The sequence below is a fragment of the Flavobacterium sp. genome (genome assembly GCF_040379285.1).
Classification (GTDB): domain Bacteria; phylum Bacteroidota; class Bacteroidia; order Flavobacteriales; family Flavobacteriaceae; genus Flavobacterium.
Window position 1 is genome coordinate 1 of record NZ_JBEILJ010000034.1, and the last position, 20344, is coordinate 20344.

The 20344-nt window shown below is 42.0% G+C and carries 20 protein-coding genes; 8 read left to right on the forward strand and 12 right to left on the reverse strand.

The features are described from left to right. On the forward strand, positions 1 to 319 hold a 319-nt coding region (locus ABWO12_RS08255; protein ID WP_353088317.1), incomplete at its 5' end, for an HAD family hydrolase. On the opposite strand, the gene ABWO12_RS08260 is transcribed toward ABWO12_RS08255, so the two are convergent. From ABWO12_RS08260 to ABWO12_RS08275, 4 genes are read right to left on the reverse strand one after another with little or no spacing between them, the layout of a single operon-like run. Then, on the reverse strand, positions 316 to 1770 hold the full coding sequence (locus tag ABWO12_RS08260; RefSeq protein ID WP_353088319.1) for an FAD-binding domain-containing protein: 1455 nt from the start codon (positions 1768 to 1770) through the stop codon (positions 316 to 318). The genes ABWO12_RS08255 and ABWO12_RS08260 overlap by 4 nt on opposite strands. A 16-nt stretch (positions 1771 to 1786) precedes the next feature. After that, a complete protein-coding gene (locus ABWO12_RS08265; protein ID WP_353088320.1) occupies positions 1787 to 3082 on the reverse strand; it encodes a cryptochrome/photolyase family protein in 1296 nt (431 codons plus the stop codon). Further along, positions 3075 to 3773, reverse strand: a complete 699-nt coding sequence (locus ABWO12_RS08270) for an SDR family NAD(P)-dependent oxidoreductase (RefSeq protein ID WP_353088321.1) — start codon at positions 3771 to 3773, stop codon at positions 3075 to 3077. The genes ABWO12_RS08265 and ABWO12_RS08270 overlap by 8 nt, the downstream gene beginning before the upstream one ends. Positions 3774 to 3775: 2 nt before the next feature. Continuing rightward, the gene (locus tag ABWO12_RS08275) at positions 3776 to 4246 is read right to left on the reverse strand and encodes an SRPBCC family protein (RefSeq protein WP_353088323.1); all 471 of its coding nucleotides are present in this window, start codon (positions 4244 to 4246) and stop codon (positions 3776 to 3778) included. Between the two features lie 139 nt (positions 4247 to 4385). Between ABWO12_RS08275 and ABWO12_RS08280 the strand changes: the two genes are divergently transcribed. Next, on the forward strand, positions 4386 to 5237 hold the full coding sequence (locus ABWO12_RS08280) for a DUF2911 domain-containing protein (protein ID WP_353088325.1): 852 nt from the start codon (positions 4386 to 4388) through the stop codon (positions 5235 to 5237). Positions 5238 to 5283: 46 nt separating this feature from the next. Then, positions 5284 to 5928, forward strand: coding sequence for a PAQR family membrane homeostasis protein TrhA (gene trhA, locus ABWO12_RS08285; RefSeq protein ID WP_353088326.1), 645 nt, complete (start codon positions 5284 to 5286; stop codon positions 5926 to 5928). On the opposite strand, the gene ABWO12_RS08290 is transcribed toward trhA, so the two are convergent. The 8 genes from ABWO12_RS08290 to ABWO12_RS08325 form a co-directional block, all read right to left on the reverse strand. Then, positions 5925 to 7643 carry a sodium:solute symporter family protein gene (locus ABWO12_RS08290; RefSeq protein ID WP_353088327.1) on the reverse strand — a complete coding sequence of 573 codons (1719 nt, stop codon included), beginning with the start codon at positions 7641 to 7643 and terminating at the stop codon, positions 5925 to 5927. The genes trhA and ABWO12_RS08290 overlap by 4 nt on opposite strands. A 114-nt stretch (positions 7644 to 7757) precedes the next feature. Continuing rightward, positions 7758 to 10250, reverse strand: coding sequence for a PIG-L family deacetylase (locus ABWO12_RS08295; protein WP_353088329.1), 2493 nt, complete (start codon positions 10248 to 10250; stop codon positions 7758 to 7760). A 281-nt stretch (positions 10251 to 10531) separates the two neighbouring features. Continuing rightward, the gene (locus tag ABWO12_RS08300) at positions 10532 to 11059 is read right to left on the reverse strand and encodes a mechanosensitive ion channel family protein (RefSeq protein ID WP_353088331.1); all 528 of its coding nucleotides are present in this window, start codon (positions 11057 to 11059) and stop codon (positions 10532 to 10534) included. 1 nt (position 11060) lies between these two features. Next, the gene (locus tag ABWO12_RS08305; RefSeq protein ID WP_073365275.1) at positions 11061 to 11306 is read right to left on the reverse strand and encodes a hypothetical protein; all 246 of its coding nucleotides are present in this window, start codon (positions 11304 to 11306) and stop codon (positions 11061 to 11063) included. Positions 11307 to 11342: 36 nt separating this feature from the next. Continuing rightward, positions 11343 to 11921, reverse strand: a complete 579-nt coding sequence (locus ABWO12_RS08310; protein WP_353088333.1) for a Maf family nucleotide pyrophosphatase — start codon at positions 11919 to 11921, stop codon at positions 11343 to 11345. After that, a complete protein-coding gene (locus ABWO12_RS08315; RefSeq protein WP_502902921.1) occupies positions 11905 to 12840 on the reverse strand; it encodes a geranylgeranylglycerol-phosphate geranylgeranyltransferase in 936 nt (311 codons plus the stop codon). Before ABWO12_RS08315 ends, ABWO12_RS08310 begins: the two co-directional genes overlap by 17 nt. Positions 12841 to 12867: 27 nt before the next feature. Further along, complete coding sequence (locus tag ABWO12_RS08320; RefSeq protein ID WP_353088335.1) at positions 12868 to 13395, reverse strand: KdsC family phosphatase; 528 nt, start codon at positions 13393 to 13395, stop codon at positions 12868 to 12870. Continuing rightward, on the reverse strand, positions 13379 to 14128 hold the full coding sequence (locus ABWO12_RS08325; protein WP_353088336.1) for a Rossmann-like and DUF2520 domain-containing protein: 750 nt from the start codon (positions 14126 to 14128) through the stop codon (positions 13379 to 13381). The genes ABWO12_RS08320 and ABWO12_RS08325 overlap by 17 nt, the downstream gene beginning before the upstream one ends. A gap of 140 nt (positions 14129 to 14268) precedes the next feature. Between ABWO12_RS08325 and ABWO12_RS08330 the strand changes: the two genes are divergently transcribed. The 5 genes from ABWO12_RS08330 (at position 14269) to ABWO12_RS08350 (ending at position 20162) form a co-directional block, all read left to right on the forward strand. Further along, the gene (locus ABWO12_RS08330; protein ID WP_353088337.1) at positions 14269 to 17454 is read left to right on the forward strand and encodes a cytochrome c biogenesis protein CcsA; all 3186 of its coding nucleotides are present in this window, start codon (positions 14269 to 14271) and stop codon (positions 17452 to 17454) included. Positions 17455 to 17733: 279 nt separating this feature from the next. Further along, a complete protein-coding gene (locus ABWO12_RS08335) occupies positions 17734 to 18261 on the forward strand; it encodes a glutathione peroxidase (RefSeq protein WP_353088354.1) in 528 nt (175 codons plus the stop codon). An 87-nt stretch (positions 18262 to 18348) separates the two neighbouring features. Continuing rightward, positions 18349 to 18891 (forward strand): bifunctional pyr operon transcriptional regulator/uracil phosphoribosyltransferase PyrR, encoded by a 543-nt coding sequence (gene pyrR / locus ABWO12_RS08340; RefSeq protein ID WP_353088339.1) that lies wholly within the window; start codon positions 18349 to 18351, stop codon positions 18889 to 18891. Between the two features lie 12 nt (positions 18892 to 18903). After that, positions 18904 to 19833 (forward strand): aspartate carbamoyltransferase catalytic subunit, encoded by a 930-nt coding sequence (locus tag ABWO12_RS08345; protein WP_353088341.1) that lies wholly within the window; start codon positions 18904 to 18906, stop codon positions 19831 to 19833. Beyond that, positions 19833 to 20162 (forward strand): ribonuclease Z, encoded by a 330-nt coding sequence (locus ABWO12_RS08350; RefSeq protein WP_353088342.1) that lies wholly within the window; start codon positions 19833 to 19835, stop codon positions 20160 to 20162. The genes ABWO12_RS08345 and ABWO12_RS08350 overlap by 1 nt, the downstream gene beginning before the upstream one ends. Positions 20163 to 20344 lie beyond the last annotated feature (182 nt).

Genomic DNA, 20344 nt, shown 5'->3' on the forward strand with positions numbered 1-20344 from the left:
CAATGTCACCATTCATCGGGTTTTCAATCGATTTGCATTGTTTCCCTATTTTACCCATATTGTCTCGGGTGAAGATTTTCCTCAGTCCAAACCCCATCCAGCGATATTTCTAGAGGCGGTACGGTTGTCGCAACACCAAGCGCAAGAGTGTATTGTGATTGAGGACAGTACCAACGGAATAGCGGCCGCCAAAGGGGCTGAAGTATTTTGCATTGGTTACGACAGCTTTCATTCCAAAAATCAAGACTACAGTCGTGCCGATTGGGTGGTCAAACATTTTGACGAACTCACTTTTGCAGCGATGGCGGCTCGTATTTAATCGCGATCAGTAAAGGTGTGTTTGGCTAAAACCCGGCTGCTGTCTTTGCGAACTTCGTGTTTTTTGCGCAGTCCCCACCAAAAATCGGTAGCTGCTTTTTGCGCTTCTTCCAAGGGAACGATCGGAAAAGGATAATCGTAGCCAGGTTCAAAGTGATACAGCATTTGTTCGATAGGGGTTAGTTTCCAAGGCTCATGAATAAAAGGCGCTGGAATATGGCGCAATTCAGGCACCCATTTACGAATAAACGTTCCCTCAGCATCATGTTCGATCGAATTTTTGGTTGGATTGTAAATCCGAATCATGTTGACCCCCGTAACCCCGGCTTGCATTTGAATCTGTGGATAATGAATACCCGGTTCAAAATCTAAAAACTGCCGCGCGAGATGGGGACTGCAATTTTGCCAAGGTTGCATCAAATGATGGGTGTAAAACGAAACGACCAACGCCCGCATTCGGAAATTAAGATAGCCCGTAGTATTCAAACAGCGCATGCAAGCATCGACCAAAGGAACTCCAGTTTGCCCTGTACACCAAGCTTCGTGATAGGCTTCGTTTACAGGAAGTTGAATGTGCATATAGCCTTTGTTAACCGGATGAAATTCCATCGAACATTCCATTTCAAATTTTTGGATAAAATGGGCCTGCCAACGCAAACGAGAGGCGAAATTGTCGATCTGGCGTTTGAATTTTCCTTTTTGACGCGTGTTCCATGTCCATTGATAAATTTCTCGTATGGATAAGTTCCCCCAAGCAATATACGGCGATAAACGACTGCACCCCTTGCGTCCCAATTCGGGTTTGGAAATATGACGGCTGTAATTTTCAACGCGTTCTTGTAAAAAGGATTGAAGGTAGCGTAAACCCATGCGTCGCCCTCCTTTTTGAAAAGGGGTATCGGTGGGGGTTTCTAAAGTTGGAATCTTAAAATGAATTTCGAGTTTTTCAATTTCAGCGTATTTCACAAACGATCGACCGTTGGCACTAAAGGGAAAGCAAGGTTTTTCCATAAAATCATACCAATCTTCTTTCCAAGTTTGACGGTTGCGTAACCCTCGAATAACGCCGTTGGTTACGTAATCAAACCAAGGTATTCCATTGGCCCGCAATAATTCGGCCACAGCGATATCCCGGTGAAATGTCCGTTGAATACCTGTTTCTTGATGCGAATAAACGCCAGTAATACAACACCGGTCAATCAGCTTTTGAAAAACACTCGTAGCTTCTTCTTCAACCACCAAAATTTGCGTGTGGTAGGGCAGAAGCTCCTGCTGTAAATCCTGCAAGCTTTGTCGGATAAAATCAAAATGACGGGTACTGTAATGGCAATCTTGTAGTAGGGAAGGTTCAAAAATATAGAGCAAAAGCACCTTTTCCTTGCTTTCTAGGGCACGAAATAAAGCTTCGTGGTCCTGCAAGCGTAAGTCGCGTTTAAGCCATACGAGTTTCATGAGGTGTATATTTGGGTTATCCTACCGCTGCTTTGTATACCCGTAAACAGCGATCACGGGCTTCTTTATGGTCGACAATGGGTTTGGCATAGGCGGGTGTATCTACTTCAGGAACCCAATGACGAATGTATTTCCAATCTTTATCAAATTTTTTTTGCTGCTCCGTAGGATTGAAAATTCGAAAATACGGCGCGGCATCAACACCACTTCCTGCGGCCCATTGCCAATTGCCAACATTGCTAGCCTGCTCGTAGTCGAGGAGTTTTAAGGCAAAATAACTTTCCCCCCAGCGCCAATCGATAAGGAGGTGTTTGCATAAAAAGCTGGCCGTAATCATGCGTACGCGATTGTGCATGTGTCCTGTGGCATTCAATTCCCGCATTCCCGCATCAACAATGGGATAACCTGTTTGACCTTGACACCATTTTTCAAACCAATCGGTATTGTTATCCCAGGCAATTTCGTCGTATTTTGATTTAAAACTTTGTTGAACCGTATGTGGGAAATGCCATAGAATTTGCATGAAAAATTCACGCCAAATCAATTCATTCCAAAAAGTTTCGTTTTTCTCGGCTATGGCTTTAGCAATCATTTGCCGAATGGAAACGGCACCAAAACGTAAATAAATTCCCAAAAAGGAGGTTTTATTCAGCGCTGGAAAGTTGCGGGTAGCTTCGTAATTTTGAATCAACGTAGCCGAAATATCGTAGGGACGAACCGTTATTTTTGAGGGGGTAAATCCAATATCTTCCTTGGTCAAAAAAGGATAATTATGGGCCACCACCTGATGTAAAAGAGTCTCCGAAGGATGATGCGTGAGGGAAATGGTTTTGAAGCGTTCTTTCCAACGTCGGCTGTAAGGCGTATAAACCACATAAGGCGTTCCATCGTCTTTCACCACTTCACTTTTTTCAAAAATCACTTGATCTTTTGATGTTTTAAATGCAATGTTCTGCGTTTGAAACAGTTGGTGCAACGTTTTGTCACGTTTACGCGCGTAAGGTTCGTAATCATGGTTGGTGTAAACGGTGTCGATGCTGTGATTTTTAACCAATATTTCAAAAACGGTTTCGGGTGTGCCATGAAAAACCGCCAGTGATTTGCCCACCTGTTGTAAGGCGCTTTGCATTTCCTCCAAACAACGATGGATGAAGCTCACGCGGGCATCATCGGGAGGCAGTTGCGAAAGAATGCTGGTGTCAAAAATGAAAATGGGTAAAACGGGATAGCCGCTGTTTAACGCATGAAACAGCCCAACATTGTCCGTCACCCGAAGGTCTCGTCGAAACCAAAAAATCGATACCTTATCCATTGACCAAAAGCGTAGACATTCCACCATCGACGGCAAAAACCTGTCCCGTAATCCAATTGCTCTGTTCGTTCAACAAAAAGGCTGTCATTTGAGCAATATCTTGGGGCGTTCCCACTTTTTTCATGGGGTTACGCAAAGCCGCTTTCTCCTTCTTTTCTTCCGAATTCAAAAATTTGTCCGCCAATGGAGTATCGGTCAATGAGGGAGCAATTACATTCATACGAACTTTTGGCGCATATTCGGCAGCAAACGCTTTGGCAAACCCTTCAATGGCTCCTTTGGCAGCGGCAACAGAAGTATGAAATGGCATTCCCATAGTTGCGGCCACCGAACTGAATGCTACAACACTGGATTGCGGTGCTGCGGTGAGTTGGGGTAATACCGTTTGCATTACTTTGACCAAACCTATAAAGTTGATTTGTAAATCGGACTCAAAGGCTTCAGGTTTTAGTCCCTTAAACGGACGCAAGTTGATACTCCCAGGCAGGTACACCAATCCGTGAAGTTCGGCGGGTAACGCACTCGTATCCAAAGTATCTTGTGTAGCATCAAAGGGAATGTGGGTCAACTTTAAATCACCCAAGTCTTCAGCACTTCGGGAAGCTACATAAAGGTTCGTTTCAAATTGCAATTGTTGGGCTAGGGCACGTCCAATTCCTTTGGAACCGCCAATGAGTAATATATTTTTCATGATTATTCTGATTTATATTCACCAAATAATTCGACAAGTTTTTTGGTACGGTAGGCAAAAATTTGTTCCAATCGCGGACGAACCAACACGGGATGCATCAGTTGACCCAATACCCCCATAGGTAATTTGTAATCTACGATATCTTCCATTTCAACACCCCCAGGAATTTCCTTGAAAAAATGTTTGTGGTGCCATAATGCGTAGGGACCAAAACGTTGTTCATCTACAAAATATTCTTTGTTGATAACGTGCGTGATTTCAGTGACCCATTTCATTGGAATCCCTAACAGCGGGGTCACAATATATTCAATGACCTGTCCTGGATACATTTTTCGATCGGCTCCCGAGAGGGTTTTGAACCCCATATCGTCAGGCGTAATCGTGTTCAAGTTCATCGGATTGGAAAAGAAATCCCATGCTTGGTCCAAGGTAATGGGCAATTTTTGTTTGGACTTCAAAGTGTATATCTTCATACGTTGTTATTTTGGGTAAAGATATACTTTGTTTAACGAATAGAAAAATAAGTTAAACAAAAATTATACTCATTTAAGTTTAAATTAACAGTTTGCCTACGGTGATTTAGTATTTTTACGGTACTAAAAAACAGAACAAATGAAAAAACTTATCTATGCTGTCGCCTTTATGTTGGCTACCTATGCCATCGAGGCGCAAGTAAAAACACCACAACCGAGTCCGAAGACCACCGTTCAACAAGTCGTTGGTTTGACCGATGTAACCTTAGATTATTCCCGTCCCAGCGCCAAAGGACGTACGATTTTTGGTGATTTGGTTCCTTTCGGGAAATTATGGAGAACGGGGGCCAATTTAAATTCGATGATTACCTTTTCAGATGATGTAACCATTGATGGGAAAGTGTTACCCAAAGGGAAATATGCCTTGTTTACGGTACCTAAAGCCGATACTTGGGAAATTATTTTTTACAAAACCACCGACAATTGGGGAACGCCTGAAGAGTTTATAGAGTCGGATGTCGCTATACGTGCCAACGCCAAACCTGTAATGACGGACCGTCGCGTTGAAACGTTTACCTTAAGCATTGGAAATATCACCAATGATGCAGCGGACTTGGAAATCGCTTGGGAAAAAACGTTTGTGGCATTAAAATTTGAAGTACCCTCCAAAAAAGCCGCTATGGCCAGTATTGCAAAAGTATTGGCGGGACCAACGGCTGGCGATTATTTCTCCGCAGCGCAGTACTACTTCCAGGCCAACATTGACCATAATAAAGCATTGGAGTATATCAATAAAGCCATCGGAATGGTTAAACCAGGTGAAGACGCACCGTTTTGGCACTTGCGATTAAAATCGCTGATTCAAGCGAAGTTAGGCGATAAAAAAGGAGCTATCGAAACGGCTAAATTGTCGTTGGCGGGTGCTCAAAAAGAGAAAAATGACGATTATGTCAAAATGAATAATGAATCCATTAAAGAGTGGAGTAAATAAAACGAAGGCCCCGACAAGGGGCTTTTTTTTGAAGTATCTTTGCGGTATGACGCCCAAAGCACGTAAAAACCGAAAAATTGAAGAACGATATAATGTTATCAGCCACGGGATAGGTACTGTTTTATCATGTGTAGCGTTTCTTATGTTGCTTCAAAAAAGTAGATACTACACCGATGGGGTGAAGCCCATAGCCGCAATGATATTTGGGGGAAGTTTATTGCTGTTGTATGGCGCCTCAACCTATTACCATGCCGTTTGGCGTTTGCGTCATAAAAAATGGGGGCAACGGCTGGATCATTTGAGTATTTATGTTCTTATTGCTGGTACTTATACGCCAGTGGTTTTGGTGGGACTTCAAGGCGTGTGGGGTTGGACGTTGTTGGGCATTATTTGGACCTTAGCCCTCGTTGGTTTTGGTTTCAAATTTTCGCGTTTTCGTCACCACGAACGCATTTCCCTTGGTTTGTATGCCTTGATGGGATGGCTTTGCGTCATTGCTCTCGACCCAATGATAGAACGACTTTCGCGATCGGCGCTCATTGGAATTGCCTTAGGTGGCTTCTTTTACACCGTGGGGATTTATTTTTATGTCAACGATCGAAAACGTTATTATCATCCCATTTGGCACCTCTTTGTTTTGGCAGGAAGTGCCAGTCATTTTGTAGCGATTTATTACTTTATCTTGCCCTAAGTAAGGGTTGTTTCCTCCGTAATTTCTGGTGAAGAAGGCGCTTTGGGTTGTGTTTTTTGAATCAACCACGACAAGGTGATCGTGAGCATAGCTCCAATAAAATTCAACCATAAGAAACTCACGACATCCAAATAATAGATGTAGAAAATCAATAATTGACAAAGAACCGCGCCATAGAAAATCGCATGGGCTTTGATCGAACGGATGTAAAAGCCTACTAAGAAAATACCTAGTACAGTACCATAGAAAATAGATCCAACGATATTGACCAATTGAATCAAGTTTTCAAAAAGGGTTCCTACACAGGCAAATAAAATGGCAATTATTCCCCAAAGTAGCGTAAAATAACGGGTGGCCATGACATAATGCCGGTCGCTTTTTTCCGTTTTTAGATTGCGTTTGTAAATATCAATCGCCGTGGTAGAAGCTAAGGCATTCAATCCCGAAGCCGATGATGACATGGCCGCTGAGAGAATCACGGCCAAGAGTAAACCGATCAATCCCTTGGGAAGGTAATTCAAAATGAAGTACAAAAATACATAGTCTTTATCGTTGGTTTCGGCTTTTGGGTCGGCTTTGGAAATCAATTCTTTGGCTTGCTCCCGAAGATCACGCTCTTTTCCTGAAATGGCTGTCAAACGATTACGTAAAATCGGGTTGTCGTAATTTTGATTAAGATGGTCAATGTACAGTAAATTGTATTCTTTTTTCTCCTCCGACAACGCTTTTAATTGCTCTTCCAACTGCTGGTATTGCTGGGCATACGGTGATTTTTCAATGGCCGCTTTGTTGACAGGGTTAAAATTTAATGGCACTTCATGAAATTGGAAGAACACAAATACCATGACGCCAATTAAAAGAATAAAAAACTGCATGGGAACCTTTAAAAAGCCATTCATAATCAAGCCCATCTGACTCTCTTTATCTGATTTCCCCGAAAGATACCGTCCTACTTGCGATTGATCGGTACCGAAATAAGCTAAGCTCAAGAAAAAACCTCCGGCGATTCCGCTCCAAATGGTGTATCGTGTTTCGGGATCAAAAGAAAAATCGACGATATTCATTTTCTCATTGGCGCCTGCGACATGCAACGCATTAGAAAAAGTCATATCGTTGGGCAACATGTATAAAATGAGAAAAAATGTAATAAACATCCCACTCATAATGACAAACATCTGTTGTTTTTGAGTCACGTTGACCGCCTTGGTTCCTCCCGAAAAGGTATAAATAATCACAAGGATACCTATGATGACATTGAGTAAAGTTAGATTCCACCCCAAAAGCGTAGATAAAATGATGGAAGGGGCATAGATAGTGAGTCCCGTTCCCAATCCCCGTTGGATCAAAAAGAGAATGGAAGCGAGCGATCGGGTTTTTAAATCAAATCGCTGTTCCAAGTATTCGTAAGCGGTATAGACGCGCAATTTATGGTAAATGGGTATAAAGGTGAGCGATATAACCACCATAGCAATGGGCAAACCAAAATAAAATTGCACAAAACCCATTCCATCATGGTATGCTTGCCCGGGCGTGGAGAGAAACGTAATTGCACTGGCTTGAGTAGCCATGACCGAAATGCCAACCGTAAACCAATTGGTTTGTTTGTTGCCCAAAATATACTCTTCGACATTACGGCTTCCTTGCGTTTTATACACCCCATACACTACAATCGTAAGTAGCGTGACCGATAAAATAATCCAATCGATTTGCTGCATCTAGGAGTAATTTTGCATGAGTAAAAAGAAAATTAAGATGTACACAGCGTTAATAACCAACAGCCATGTGTATCGATTGGTCCAGCGGGATTCGTTGTCTGATTTCATACGCAATTATCTTCCGGCCGAAATTAAATTGGCCAATAATCGATAAGCCCCTGGAACTCCTTCTGGAAGTTCTCTGAAAAAGCTTAACCCTGTGTAAATATACGTTCCTTTTCCATATGATGCGACCAATAACGCACCGTCTTTTGGTTTTTCTCCGGTATCATTAGCCGAAAGGAGCGCTATGTATTGACGATCCCATTCGCTCGGGTAATAGAGTCCTTGTTCCTGTTTCCACCCTTTGAAATCTGCTGCAGTGAGTTTGTTGGGACTTGTCATGATGCGATGGTTGGGTTGCAGGAAGCGAACTTCAGCGGTTTCTTCTGTAACACGATCGCGCGAAATTTTGATCGGGTAAGGAGCAAAATCTTTGGTCACGAAATCATCTAATGTGTTATACTGAACAATCAACGTTTTTCCATTTTTTACAAAATCCAACAACAACGTTTGTTTGTAAGCTAACGCACTGACCACATTGTATGCTCGAATTCCCGTAATCACAACATCAAAAGATTGTAGCGCTTGGGCAGTCAACAATTCGGGTTGCAAAAGCGTGACCGAATAACCCATTTGTTGCAAACTCGTTGGGACTTCATCCCCAGCGCCCATGATATAGCCGATTTTCTCCTCATTGGTTTTGATGTCCAATTTAATCGCTTTCGCCGTCGCGGGTTTCAATACCATTTGTTTGAAAATATGAGGGTATTGAATGTCTACTTTATCGCATGAATACGATGTTTCACCCAAGGTAACCACACTCTTAATAACCGCTTCTGAAGCTTCTTTGGGCGGCGTAAGCGTAAAGGTCAGCGTAGTCGTTTCGCCTTTTCGTTGGAGCGAAAAAGGAATCGATTCGGGGGTCATCTTCCAGGTGGCGGGTACTTCTACACGAACGGTTCCAGTGATGTTGTCTTTTCCTGCTTTGACGACAACTTGAACTTCACGCGCTCTATTTTTGGAAAAAATCATCACCTTATCTTTCAGGGCCGAAGTAACCGCAGGCACTATATCGAGCGGTTGATAGACTTCGCCTTTGACATCGTCATTGTACTTATACACCACCTTTTTGGTGTAAGGAATAGCAACACCCAAAACCGATAGGGTAAACGTAACACTCGTCGGGCGCTCCACATCAGGATTGCCACGACGGGTTAGCGCTGCAACAGAATACATTCCCAAACTCGCCGTTTCTTCCAAATAGTAGGGCGCAGTGAAGGGATAGTTGACAGGCAGCGTCCAAGTAAAACTGTGGGTCTTGGCCTGATTGTAGGGAAGTGATACATTGTTCCAGTCTACTGGGGTTGGGGGATATGTTTCTATTCGTGTCAAACGTATATCTGCTGCACTTCGGCTGATGGCTTCGACTTTAACGCCAAGGGTACTTCCGGGATTTGTCTCTTGGGTATCAGCCACGGCTTCCAAATAAAGTCCGGCACAAGCCGCAATAATTCGTTTGATTTCCTCCGATTTTTGTTCCCGCCAAAACGGGTCAGTAAGTTGTTGAATCAAAGCATACGCTTTTACCAAATCTGGGAGACTCGCAGCGGGATTGTTGAAATTGAATGATTTTTGAACGCCTTCCAAAAGCACACCGATAGGTTTTCCCTCGGGCAAACGGGTCCATGTGGTATCGATGCCTTCAAACAGGTTGGACGAAGCAATGGGTTTATCGCCTTTTAACCACTCCAAATATTCCATTTCACTACCGCGAGTGCCCGTGTTTCCGAAACCTTGGGATTGGTGGCAACTGCGACTCAAAGCAGCGATTTCTTGGTTGGATTTTCCATTGTAGGGATAAAAAACACCAATATCAAATCCTGTTAAATTGGACTTATCGGCTTTTTCAAAATTTTCTCTACTTCCATAAAACCACCACGAGGTATTAAAGTAAATACGTTTGGGTTGCCAAAGCTGGGTAAACGCCAATTGCTCTGGAAAAGAGGTAGCTGCAGCACTAAGGTCAAAGGCTTCCAAAGCCAATTGTGCTGAGGCTGTATGGTGTCCGTGGGTGGTCCCTGGGGAACGATGATCAAAACGGTTGATGATAATGTCGGGACGAAATTGACGGATCACCCAAACCATATCGCTGAGTACCTGTTCTTTATCCCATATCGCTAGAGTTTCCGTTGGGTTTTTAGAAAAACCAAAATCGTTAGCTCGAGTGAAATATTGTTCTCCACCGTCAATTTTTCGCGCTTCAATCAACTCTTGCGTACGAATAACCCCCAGCAATTCCCGTAATTCGGGTCCGATTAGATTCTGACCGCCATCGCCGCGGGTGAGTGACAAATAACCTGTTCGGGCATGAACATGATTGGCGAGATAGGCAATGAGTCGGGTGTTTTCATCATCGGGATGCGCAGCTACATAAAGCACATTCCCCAGGAAATTTAACTTTTCAATTTGATGATAAATATCTGAAGCACTCGGTTTTTCAGGACGTTGAGCTGTGGCAATAAAGCCCATCCAAACCAAGGCTACCCACCAAAACGATTGACGCATGAGTATACTTTTTGATTTCATTCAAAAGTAAGGATTTCCTTGAAGAGGGATTTTGTTTTTCGTTTTCTTTAACAAAAAAAGAAAAGGGAAGGACAATGATAATGCAAACGTTTTTTCAAGTCCAATCGCTTTGTGCGTTTTAAGGCAGTAAAGCTACAACAGGTTAGGCGAAAAAGGGGGTGGAGAGGGGAGGAACGAGATTATTTTTAATCAAAGGATTGATGAAGGATAAAAAATGTAAATATAAAAAAGCGTAATTTCATACTTTAATTCCAATACTGCTAATCCGTAAATTCCCGTGGGTCTGCCTCATTTTGCACTATCGATATCCCTTTTTGAAGTAATAGGTTGTTGGGATACGTGATGCGTTCACCTTCTCGTGTGCGCAAATCCACATGAAAAGCATTGATGTCTTCAATTTCTCCTTCCACGGGAAAATCTTTGTCGTGAATTTTAATCACGTCGCCAATTTTAAACGGAAAAAAGAAAAAGAGAATCACGCCCGAAGTCACATTACTCAAAATCGACCATTGGGCAAACATAGCCACCCCAATTACGGTGGTGACAGAGGAGACTGTGAGAAAAATGTCTTCTTGTTGTACGCCCCAAATGATGATTAGGGCAATGAAAGCAACGATGTTAATCAGCAAATTTATGTATTTGATTATCAAATTTGTACGTTGCTCGATAGTGTGGTTGTTTTGGGCATAACGACGAACGAGTTTTGCCATTACCATACGAAAGACAATCACCGCAATAATGACGATTAATGTCGCGATAATTTCAGCGGAAAAACGTTGGAAATCCATATTATAAATGACCTTCTGCGTTGCGTTGGTTGATGTAATTGAGTTGGTGCTCGGCCACATAATTCCGAAAAATCGCCACCAACGAATCGTAATACTTTTTTAAATGTTGTACGTTAATTTCCGGATTTTGATCCACCGGAATCGTCACAGGCATTTCGTTGAGGTATTGGTGCAACTCGGGATAATTATCGCGAATCACCATGGTAATTTTTAAAATCTTGGCATTGAGCTCTTGTTCCGTTTCCATGAATTGAATCGGTATTTTTTATCCCCTAAAATACAACTATTTTAAGAAGTGTGTTGTTAAAAAGCGATAAACTTTTTCAGTAGGTAAACCCACCACATTGGTGTATGAACCTTCAATTTTGGCGATACCAGTTAGTCCAATCCAATCCTGAATTCCATAAGCACCTGCCTTGTCAAAGGGTTGGTATCGGTTGAGGTAGTAATGAATGGCCTCCAAATCTAGCGAAGCAAAGGTTACTTTTGTAGTATCAAACAGCAATTCCTCCGACCTTGTCGTTTTAAAACACACGGAAGTAATCACCTCGTGGGTCACTCCCGACAATTGCTGTAACATGGCCACAGCGTCGTCGTAATTTTTAGGTTTTCCCAACGCTTGATTATTGAGCCAAACCAAGGTATCGCTGGTAATTAGCAATTCGTCATCGGCCAATAAACCTTCAAAAGCGCGGGCTTTTTCGCGTGCAATATGGTTGGTGATTTCCTCAGCGCGCAAGGTTTCGGGATACACTTCATCAATTTCTTTGAGTCGAATTTCAAAGTCCAAGTCCAATTCCTTGAAGAACTGTTGCCGTCGGGGCGAACCCGAAGCAAGGATGATTTTAAACGGCTTGGGCATTTTGAATCATATTATAGGTGAGTACCGCAATGGAGAGTATACCAAAAAAGAAAATCAGTTTGAGCACGAGACTCATCAACCGATAATCGGCTTTTTCACGTGCCGACCACGCCTTAATCGCAACCCAAAATAATGGCGCAATCACGGTAACAGTGGCATAAATTACGGTAAACCAAAGTTTATATTCCAATACTTGGGTAAATGTATAGATCAGCAAAACAACGCCAACGGCAAGCGCAATGATTGAAGTAATGTAATTCGTTTTTCGTTGACCTAAAACAATGGGTAAGGTTTGTAATCCCTCTTGCTGGTCTCCTTCAATATCTTCTTGGTCTTTAATAATTTCTCGTAAAAAGGTGAGTACCAAGGCAAAAAGCGCGTAATCCTTGAGCATGTAAAACATTACTTTCATCGTTTGCCGATTGCCATCGTAGGTAATTGGATAGAGGTCAAAAATTACAATAAAAAAGATGCTCGCACCAGCCAATAATGCCACCACCAAATTTCCGATGACAGGCATTTGTTTGAGTGAAGCGGCATACACATACAACAGGGCTACCACCAAGACGTAGAAGACTGCAAATCCAGGTTTTTCAATCACATTTGATAAATAGAAGCCCAAGGCTACGCCCAAAATAGAGAGTGCTCCGTAAGCATAATACCCTTTTTCTTCCGAAATGGAAACACCAATGATACGGCGATCCGGTTTGTTGTGTGCATCTACCTCTTGATCAAAAATATCATTGATCACATAACCTCCAGCTGCGATGCACACCATGGACAAAATGAAAAGACTGTATTCGATATCGGTTAAGGCTAAAAAGATATTTTGTTGCATCAAAAAACCATACCGGAAAATGAGGAGCATGAAGGCTAGTAATAGTAAATTCTGAAACCGTATAAGTTTGAAATAGTCCATGGTAGTATAATCGAATGACTTTAAAAATTAATCGTGTTGGCCATTAAAATAGGTGAGCCATTTGCCTTGTACTTTCATTACTTGTTCTATAACCTCCCGAACGGCACCTTTTCCGCCATTTTTATGTGATATGTATTGGGAAATCGCTTTGATTTCGGGACTTGCATCTTGGGGACAAGTGGGCAAACCTACGCGTTGCATTACATGGTAATCCGGAATGTCATCGCCCATATACAAAACGTGAGCAGGGTTGATTTGGTATAGTTCGCAGTATTCCGTAAAGGTTTCCACCTTGTCGGGAGTACCCAAATAAATATCCGTAATGCCCAAATTACGCAAACGAATCCGAACCCCTTCATTACTTCCCCCCGAAATAATACAAACCGAATACCCACTTTCAAGGGCAGCTTTCATGGCAAAACCATCGCGAATATGCATCTCGCGGAGCATTTCTCCCGTGGGAGACACATGTACGGTACCGTCGGTTAATACCCCATCGACATCAAAGACAAACGTCGTAATGTCATTCATAACTTCTTTATAGCTTTTGGACATGATCAATAATAGATTGGGTGAGTAATTGATAAATTTCTTTCAGATAAGGTTGTGTGAGCATCGATTGGTGTCGATCCAATGTGGCTGTATCACCTCGAAGCGCCGGACCTGTTTGGGCTTGTTTAGGAGTGAGGGTTTGGACTTTAGCCGCAGTTTCCAGTATCAGTGGCTTAAGCACATCAAAGGAAACACCATGTTCCGCACAAAGGTCAGCGCCCAATTGGTAGAGGTGATTCGTGAAATTACATACAAATACAGCCGCCAAATGCAAGGCTAAGCGCTGCTGTTCATCGATGGAAAAAATGGCATTAGAAACGGTACGAGCAAGTTGCTCTAAAAGGAGATAGTCTTCCTTTTTCTCAGCTTCAAGGCAAAAGGGTATCGTGCTGTAATCCAATGGTTTTCCTTTGGTAAACGTTTGTAACGGATATAAAACCCCGCTGCGATGGTGCTTTGGAAGTACGTGCATTCCAGTTGCTCCCGAGGTGTGTACCACCAATTTCCCCGTTCCCGGAATTTCATTAGCCAAAGGGGCAATCGCATGATCACTCACGGCAAGTACAAACACATCCGCGTCGGCAATTTCGTTCATCGAAGTCACTACGGGACAGGAGATTGGAAGCGAATGTAACGCTTCTGGGTGACGAGCAACCACCTGAACCAGCGACTTTTGAAAAGCTTGAATCAGATGCTGTGCCACATTTCCAGAGCCAATAATGACCAATCGTATCATGGTCGTAAAGGTAGTAAAAAAAGGGAATTTGCCAATTGACACATGCTTTCACAACATTTCCTAATATTCCTTTAAATTCCACACTTTCGCCACCATGCTTTTTATTTTTTGCGTTACTTTTGCGTAAATTTCAAAATAAAATGGCGAATCGAATTCTAGCGCTCTTGTTTTCCACCCGTTTAATGGCGGTTTTGTTCATATTATATGCCGCCGCTATGGCCGCAGGAACGTTTATTGAGAGTGCTTACAATACCGACACGGCTCGGATTTGGATCTACAATACCCGTTGGTTTGAGCTCATTCTTTTCTTTTTCTTAATTAACTTTATTGGAAACATTAAGCGCTACCAATTGCATTTGCGTAAAAATTGGGCCACATTGTTGCTGCATCTTTCCTTTATTTTTATCATTATTGGCGCCGGAATTACCCGTTACATCAGTTACGAAGGGATGATGCCCATCCGAGAAGGTGAAAGTGCCAATCAGTTTTATTCCGATCGTACCTTCCTTACCGTTATGGTCGATGGAAATTATAAAGGGGAATTAAAACGACGTATTTTAGAAAAACCATTGATCCTTTCTGAAGCGGTGTATCCACCTTTTGCCTCCAATCATTTTGCCCTCGAAGAACGTTTTGACACAGTTCCGTTTACCATTGAATACGACAGTTTCTTGATGAATGTGAAGGAATCCATCAAAGCCGATCCTAAAGGGAAATTGTATTTTAAATTGGTTGAGGCAGGCAATGGCGAACGACACGAACATTACTTAGCAGAAGGCGAAGTGCAAAGTATCCACGGCTTGTTATTTGCGTTTAACAAACCCATGGAAGGCGCCATCAATATCACTTCTGATGGTATAAATTCAACTATAAAAACGCCGTTTGAAGGGAACTTTATGCGCATGGCCGACCAGTTAAAAGGTGAGGTGACGGCAAATACCGAGGCAGCATTGATGCTACGATCCCTATATAATGTGGGCGGGTCACAGTTTGTTTTTCCTGAGCCTCCGATGCGTGGCGTAAAAGATTTTGTTTCTGGCGGTGATTACAAAGCCAAAAACTCCGATGATGCACTCACAGTACAGATTCGTACGGGTGGTAAAATCGAAAGGGTGACCTTAGTTGGATCAAAAGGGAAAACAGGAGAACCTCGTATTATTAAAGTGGGCGATTTAGAATTTACACTCCAATTTGGAAGCAAGGTTTATGAATTGCCTTTTTCCATGAAGTTGAACGATTTTATCGCCGATAAATATCCAGGAACAGAGAAAAGTTACTCCGCGTTCAAAAGTATCGTAACCGTTATCGATAAAGCGAAAAAGACCGAGGCTGAGATTTATATGAATCATATCTTGGATTACGGGGGCTATCGTTTTTTCCAATCTTCATTTGATCCGGATGAAAAAGGGACCATTCTTTCTGTAAATCATGATTTTTGGGGAACATTGATTACCTACATTGGTTATTTCCTTCTGTTTTTTGCCATGTTGGCCATTTTATTTGACAAAAACACACGCTTTGCAAGTTTAAAACGAAAGTTAGGACAACTCAAAGAACAGAAAGTCGCCTTAACGCTTCTTTTATTGTTTGGCTTATCAGGATCCCTATCTGCGCAGCATTCAGATCATGACGGACACCAACACGCTCCTGCCAAGCCCCAAAAAGAGGTAGTGTTTAATTATTTGGATTCGGTAAAAAAATACGCGGTTCCTGAGAAACAAGCCACACAATTTGGACGCTTGGTCATTCAAGATGAGGGCGGACGAATGAAACCTGTCAATACGTTTTCTTCGGAATTATTGCGAAAAGTGAGCAAAAGCGATACCTATGAAGGACTTAATGCCGATCAGGTGTTCCTTTCTATGGTTATGTATCCAAAAGCCTGGGAAAATTTACCCATCATCTATTTGAAACGCGGGAACGATAGCATTCGTAAGTTAATTGGGGTGGACAAAGAAGCAAAGTATGTTCGTTTTAAGGACTTTATCACGCCAGAAGGGAATTACAAATTATCGCCTTACCTCGATGATGCCTACAAAACTACCAATCCCAATAACTTTCAAAAAGACTTTGTAGAGGCCGATAAGAAAATCAACCTCATGTTTAGCGCAATGTACGGGGGAATTTTGAAGATTTTTCCAGTGCCTAATGATAAAAGCAACAAATGGGTTTCTTTTATGGAAATCAATCAACCTACAGGTACGGATTTGGATAAAATTAAAAATGCGTTTCCCTATTATCTCAATGAATTAGGCAAAGGCGCTACTACCCAAGACTATACGATGGCCAATACCTTGCTTCAGGGGATTGAAGATTACCAAAAGAAGTTTGGAAAAGCAGTTCGTCCCTCCGACGATCAAATCACTTCCGAAATATTGCTTAACAAATACGATGTTTTCCGCAGTCTGTTTACTTGGTATATGTTGGCGGGGAGCCTTATGTTGATCTTAGTGATTGTTCAAATTTTCACCAACAACAAACCGTTGCGGTATGCAATCACTACTTTTCATGTGATCATTGGTCTTTTGTTTGCAACCCATACTTTAGGATTAATCGCCCGTTGGTATGTGTCGGGACATGCGCCTTGGAGTGATGCCTACGAAAGTATGATTTATGTGGCTTGGGCAACGATGTTTTTCACCTTAGCGTTTGATAAAAAGTCGAAATTAACCATCGCTGCAGGAACCTTTGTTGCCTCCATGATTTTGATGGTCGCACACATGAGCTGGATGGATCCACAGATTGCCAATTTACAACCCGTATTGAATTCGTATTGGTTGATGATCCACGTAGCGGTGATTGTGGCCAGTTACGGTCCATTTACGTTGGGAATGATTTTGGGGATTGTGGCTATGTTCTTGATGTTGGTGACCACTACCAAAAATAAAAATACCATGGAATTGCATATCAAGGAAATTACCTATATCAACGAAATGGCGTTAACCATTGGTTTGGTACTATTGACCATTGGTAACTTTTTGGGTGGACAGTGGGCCAATGAAAGTTGGGGACGCTATTGGGGTTGGGACCCTAAAGAAACCTGGGCTTTAATCAGTATTATGGTGTATGCTTTTGTAATTCACGCCCGACTTGTGCCCGGTTTACGCAGTTTGTTTGCATTTAATTTTATGAGTGTTTTGGCATTTGCGTCAATTTTGATGACCTATTTTGGTGTCAATTTCCACCTCACGGGGATGCACTCGTATGCAACAGGAGAAAAACAAAATGTAGATATCTACATTCGAATTTTTATCATCTTTATGGTGTTTGCCTCTTTTGTGTTTTGGCGCTATCGAAAGCTATACGCCAAGCCCAAAAAAGTCTAATATGTGACTAGACCTTATTTTTAGGAGAGGAATCAATTGTTCCTGAATCATAATAGCGTCTATTAGTTTTACAAATTTTATTTTGAGTTTTTTTCATCTACGTAAGTTCGAATCTTTTGGTTTTAATTATTTTGAAAATTAACATAAATTTTGGTTGCCTCCTGATAAATTGTTTAATTTTTTTATCGTAATTTTAAACAAAAATACCTCATGAAACTAAAACTAATCACCGTTGTCCTAATTTATGGTTTGCTCTCTTGCAATAAAAGTGAAACTTCGATGGCTCAAGCAGCTTTTTTGACAACACAAAACGAAACCCCTATGGCCAAAGAAACGATTTACCAATTTAAAGTAGAAGATTTGGAAGGAAACACCTTTGATTTTTCTTCTTTAAAAGGAAAGAAAATTTTAATTGTAAACACAGCCTCCAAATGTGGATTGACACCACAGTACAAAGATTTGGAAGCCTTGTATCAAAAGTTCAAAGACAAAAATTTTGTGATTGTCGGATTTCCAGCCAATAATTTTGGGCAACAAGAACCGGGAACCAATGCCGAAATTGCTAATTTTTGTCAAAAAAATTATGGCGTTAGTTTCCCTATGATGGCCAAAGTATCGGTGAAGGGAAGCGATATGTGTGAGGTGTATCAATTTTTAACCCAAAAATCCCGAAATGGGTTGCAAGACAGTCGCGTTGAATGGAACTTTCAAAAATATCTCATCGGTGCCGACGGCCATTTGGAGCAAGTAATCTCGCCTCAAGTTTCCCCCTTAGATGCCAAGATCGTGGATTGGATTTCCAAATAATAATTTCCCCTGTTCGTCAGGGGATTTTTTTTGAACAATGATGAAGAAAAAATCCGTACTTTTACCTCCCAAACAGCACACTTCTCCATGAGTCAAAAATTACTACTCAATGCTACCGAAGTACACATTATCCTGCATCGTTTGGCTTGTCAGTTGATCGAGAACCATTCCGATTTTCAGCATACCGTATTGATAGGACTTCAACCTCGAGGCAAATACCTGGCCCAGCGGTTAACCCAATTGTTGCAAAAGGACTACGGAGTTCATGCCATTCGGTTGGGATTTCTAGACATCACTTTTTTTCGCGATGATTTCCGACGCAGTGTAAAACCTTTGGAAGCCAATAAAACACAAATTGATTTTTTAGTCGAAAATCAAAAGGTCGTTTTTATTGATGATGTATTGTTTACCGGACGCAGTATTAATGCTGCTCTCACTGCCATTCAATCCTTCGGACGTCCATCGGAGGTGGAATTACTAACCCTAATAGACCGCCGATTTAGTCGTCATCTACCCATTCAGCCCGATTACCGTGGTCGTCAAGTGGATGCCATCAACGATGAAGTTGTCAAAGTTTGTTGGCAAGAAAAGGAGGGAGAAGATGCCGTTTATTTGGTCACACAACCTTAATGCAACACACCCATGTCTGAACTTTCTGTCCATCATTTGCTCGGCATTAAATATCTAAAAGAACAAGATATTCAACTGATTTTTGAAACCGCCGATCATTTTAAAGAAGTCATCAACCGACCCATCAAAAAGGTTCCTTCCCTTCGCGATATTACCATTGCCAATATCTTTTTTGAAAACAGTACTCGTACTAAGTTATCATTCGAATTGGCCCAAAAACGACTATCTGCCGATGTCATCAGTTTTTCGACAGCCCAATCTTCGGTAAAAAAAGGGGAGACCCTTATCGATACGGTGAATAATATTTTGGCCATGAAAGTGGATATGGTGGTCATGCGTCATGCGCACCCCGGAGCCGCTTATTTCTTGGCGCAACAGGTTAAGGCAAGCATCATAAACGCCGGTGATGGGGCACACGAACATCCTACGCAAGCGTTACTCGACAGCTACTCCATTCGCGAACGTCTGGGCGATGTGGCTGGAAAAAAAGTGGTCATCGTGGGCGATATTTTGCACTCGCGGGTGGCCCTTTCCAATATTTTTGCTCTCCAAATGCAAGGCGCCGAAGTTCGGGTATGTGGTCCTAAAACGCTCATTCCAAAATACATTGAGAGTTTGGGCGTCAAAGTAGAGTCCAATTTACGTAAAGCCCTCGAATGGTGTGATGTAGCGAATATGCTTCGTATACAAAACGAACGTTTGGATATCTCCTATTTTCCTTCCACACGGGAATATGTGCAGCAATATGGCGTAAATCAAGCGCTTTTGAATTCTTTGTCCAAAGAAATTGTAATTATGCACCCGGGACCCATTAATCGTGGGGTAGAAATTACCTCCGAAGTCGCCGATGGACCCCATTCGGTAATCTTGGATCAAGTCGAAAACGGCGTGGCCATTCGTATGGCAGTCATCTATTTGTTGGCTTCAAAATTAAAACCCTAATGAAAGTAGAAAGGAAAGGACATACCACTATTGTGCGGAATACAGTCGAACCCGTAGCCGATTTTTGTGCAAAAGTGACCCGAGAGCACGGGCAATTTGTAACCCAAAATCTTATCATCGATTTGACGCCTGTCGAAGTCGATTTGGCCGCAGTAAAACTTTTTTCTCCCTTGGCCAAAACACACCAAAAAGGAAAAAAATCATTTGTAATCGTAGTGAAAGCCATTGATTTTAACGCAGTACCTGCGCATTTGTATGTGGTGCCCTCGCTACAAGAAGCTCATGACATCATCGAAATGGAAGAAATTGAACGTGATTTAGGATTATAATATGAGCAATAAAACATTTGTTTACATCTATACCGTATTTTTATTTGGACTTACATTTCTCTTTGTGCGGAGGTTGTTCGGAAACATGAAAACGGGCGACTTTGACTATATAAAGTTGGGGCTTAATTTGGGAATTATCATTGTTTTGATTCTCAAAATTGTGCGCCTTGGGAAAATTGAAA

Coding starts and splice junctions, on each gene's coding strand:
- ABWO12_RS08305 (WP_073365275.1), bottom strand. CDS start 11,306: ATGGAAACGGAACAAGAGCTCAATGCCAAGATTTTAAAAATTACCATG.
- ABWO12_RS08320 (WP_353088335.1), bottom strand. CDS start 13,395: ATGTCCAAAAGCTATAAAGAAGTTATGAATGACATTACGACGTTTGTC.
- ABWO12_RS08290 (WP_353088327.1), bottom strand. CDS start 7,643: ATGCAGCAAATCGATTGGATTATTTTATCGGTCACGCTACTTACGATT.
- ABWO12_RS08315 (WP_502902921.1), bottom strand. CDS start 12,840: ATGGACTATTTCAAACTTATACGGTTTCAGAATTTACTATTACTAGCC.
- trhA (WP_353088326.1), top strand. CDS start 5,284: ATGACGCCCAAAGCACGTAAAAACCGAAAAATTGAAGAACGATATAAT.
- ABWO12_RS08270 (WP_353088321.1), bottom strand. CDS start 3,773: ATGAAAAATATATTACTCATTGGCGGTTCCAAAGGAATTGGACGTGCC.
- ABWO12_RS08280 (WP_353088325.1), top strand. CDS start 4,386: ATGAAAAAACTTATCTATGCTGTCGCCTTTATGTTGGCTACCTATGCC.
- pyrR (WP_353088339.1), top strand. CDS start 18,349: ATGAGTCAAAAATTACTACTCAATGCTACCGAAGTACACATTATCCTG.
- ABWO12_RS08300 (WP_353088331.1), bottom strand. CDS start 11,059: ATGGATTTCCAACGTTTTTCCGCTGAAATTATCGCGACATTAATCGTC.
- ABWO12_RS08260 (WP_353088319.1), bottom strand. CDS start 1,770: ATGAAACTCGTATGGCTTAAACGCGACTTACGCTTGCAGGACCACGAA.
- ABWO12_RS08350 (WP_353088342.1), top strand. CDS start 19,833: ATGAAAGTAGAAAGGAAAGGACATACCACTATTGTGCGGAATACAGTC.
- ABWO12_RS08295 (WP_353088329.1), bottom strand. CDS start 10,250: ATGCGTCAATCGTTTTGGTGGGTAGCCTTGGTTTGGATGGGCTTTATT.
- ABWO12_RS08265 (WP_353088320.1), bottom strand. CDS start 3,082: ATGGATAAGGTATCGATTTTTTGGTTTCGACGAGACCTTCGGGTGACG.
- ABWO12_RS08330 (WP_353088337.1), top strand. CDS start 14,269: ATGGCGAATCGAATTCTAGCGCTCTTGTTTTCCACCCGTTTAATGGCG.
- ABWO12_RS08275 (WP_353088323.1), bottom strand. CDS start 4,246: ATGAAGATATACACTTTGAAGTCCAAACAAAAATTGCCCATTACCTTG.
- ABWO12_RS08310 (WP_353088333.1), bottom strand. CDS start 11,921: ATGCCCAAGCCGTTTAAAATCATCCTTGCTTCGGGTTCGCCCCGACGG.
- ABWO12_RS08325 (WP_353088336.1), bottom strand. CDS start 14,128: ATGATACGATTGGTCATTATTGGCTCTGGAAATGTGGCACAGCATCTG.
- ABWO12_RS08345 (WP_353088341.1), top strand. CDS start 18,904: ATGTCTGAACTTTCTGTCCATCATTTGCTCGGCATTAAATATCTAAAA.
- ABWO12_RS08335 (WP_353088354.1), top strand. CDS start 17,734: ATGGCTCAAGCAGCTTTTTTGACAACACAAAACGAAACCCCTATGGCC.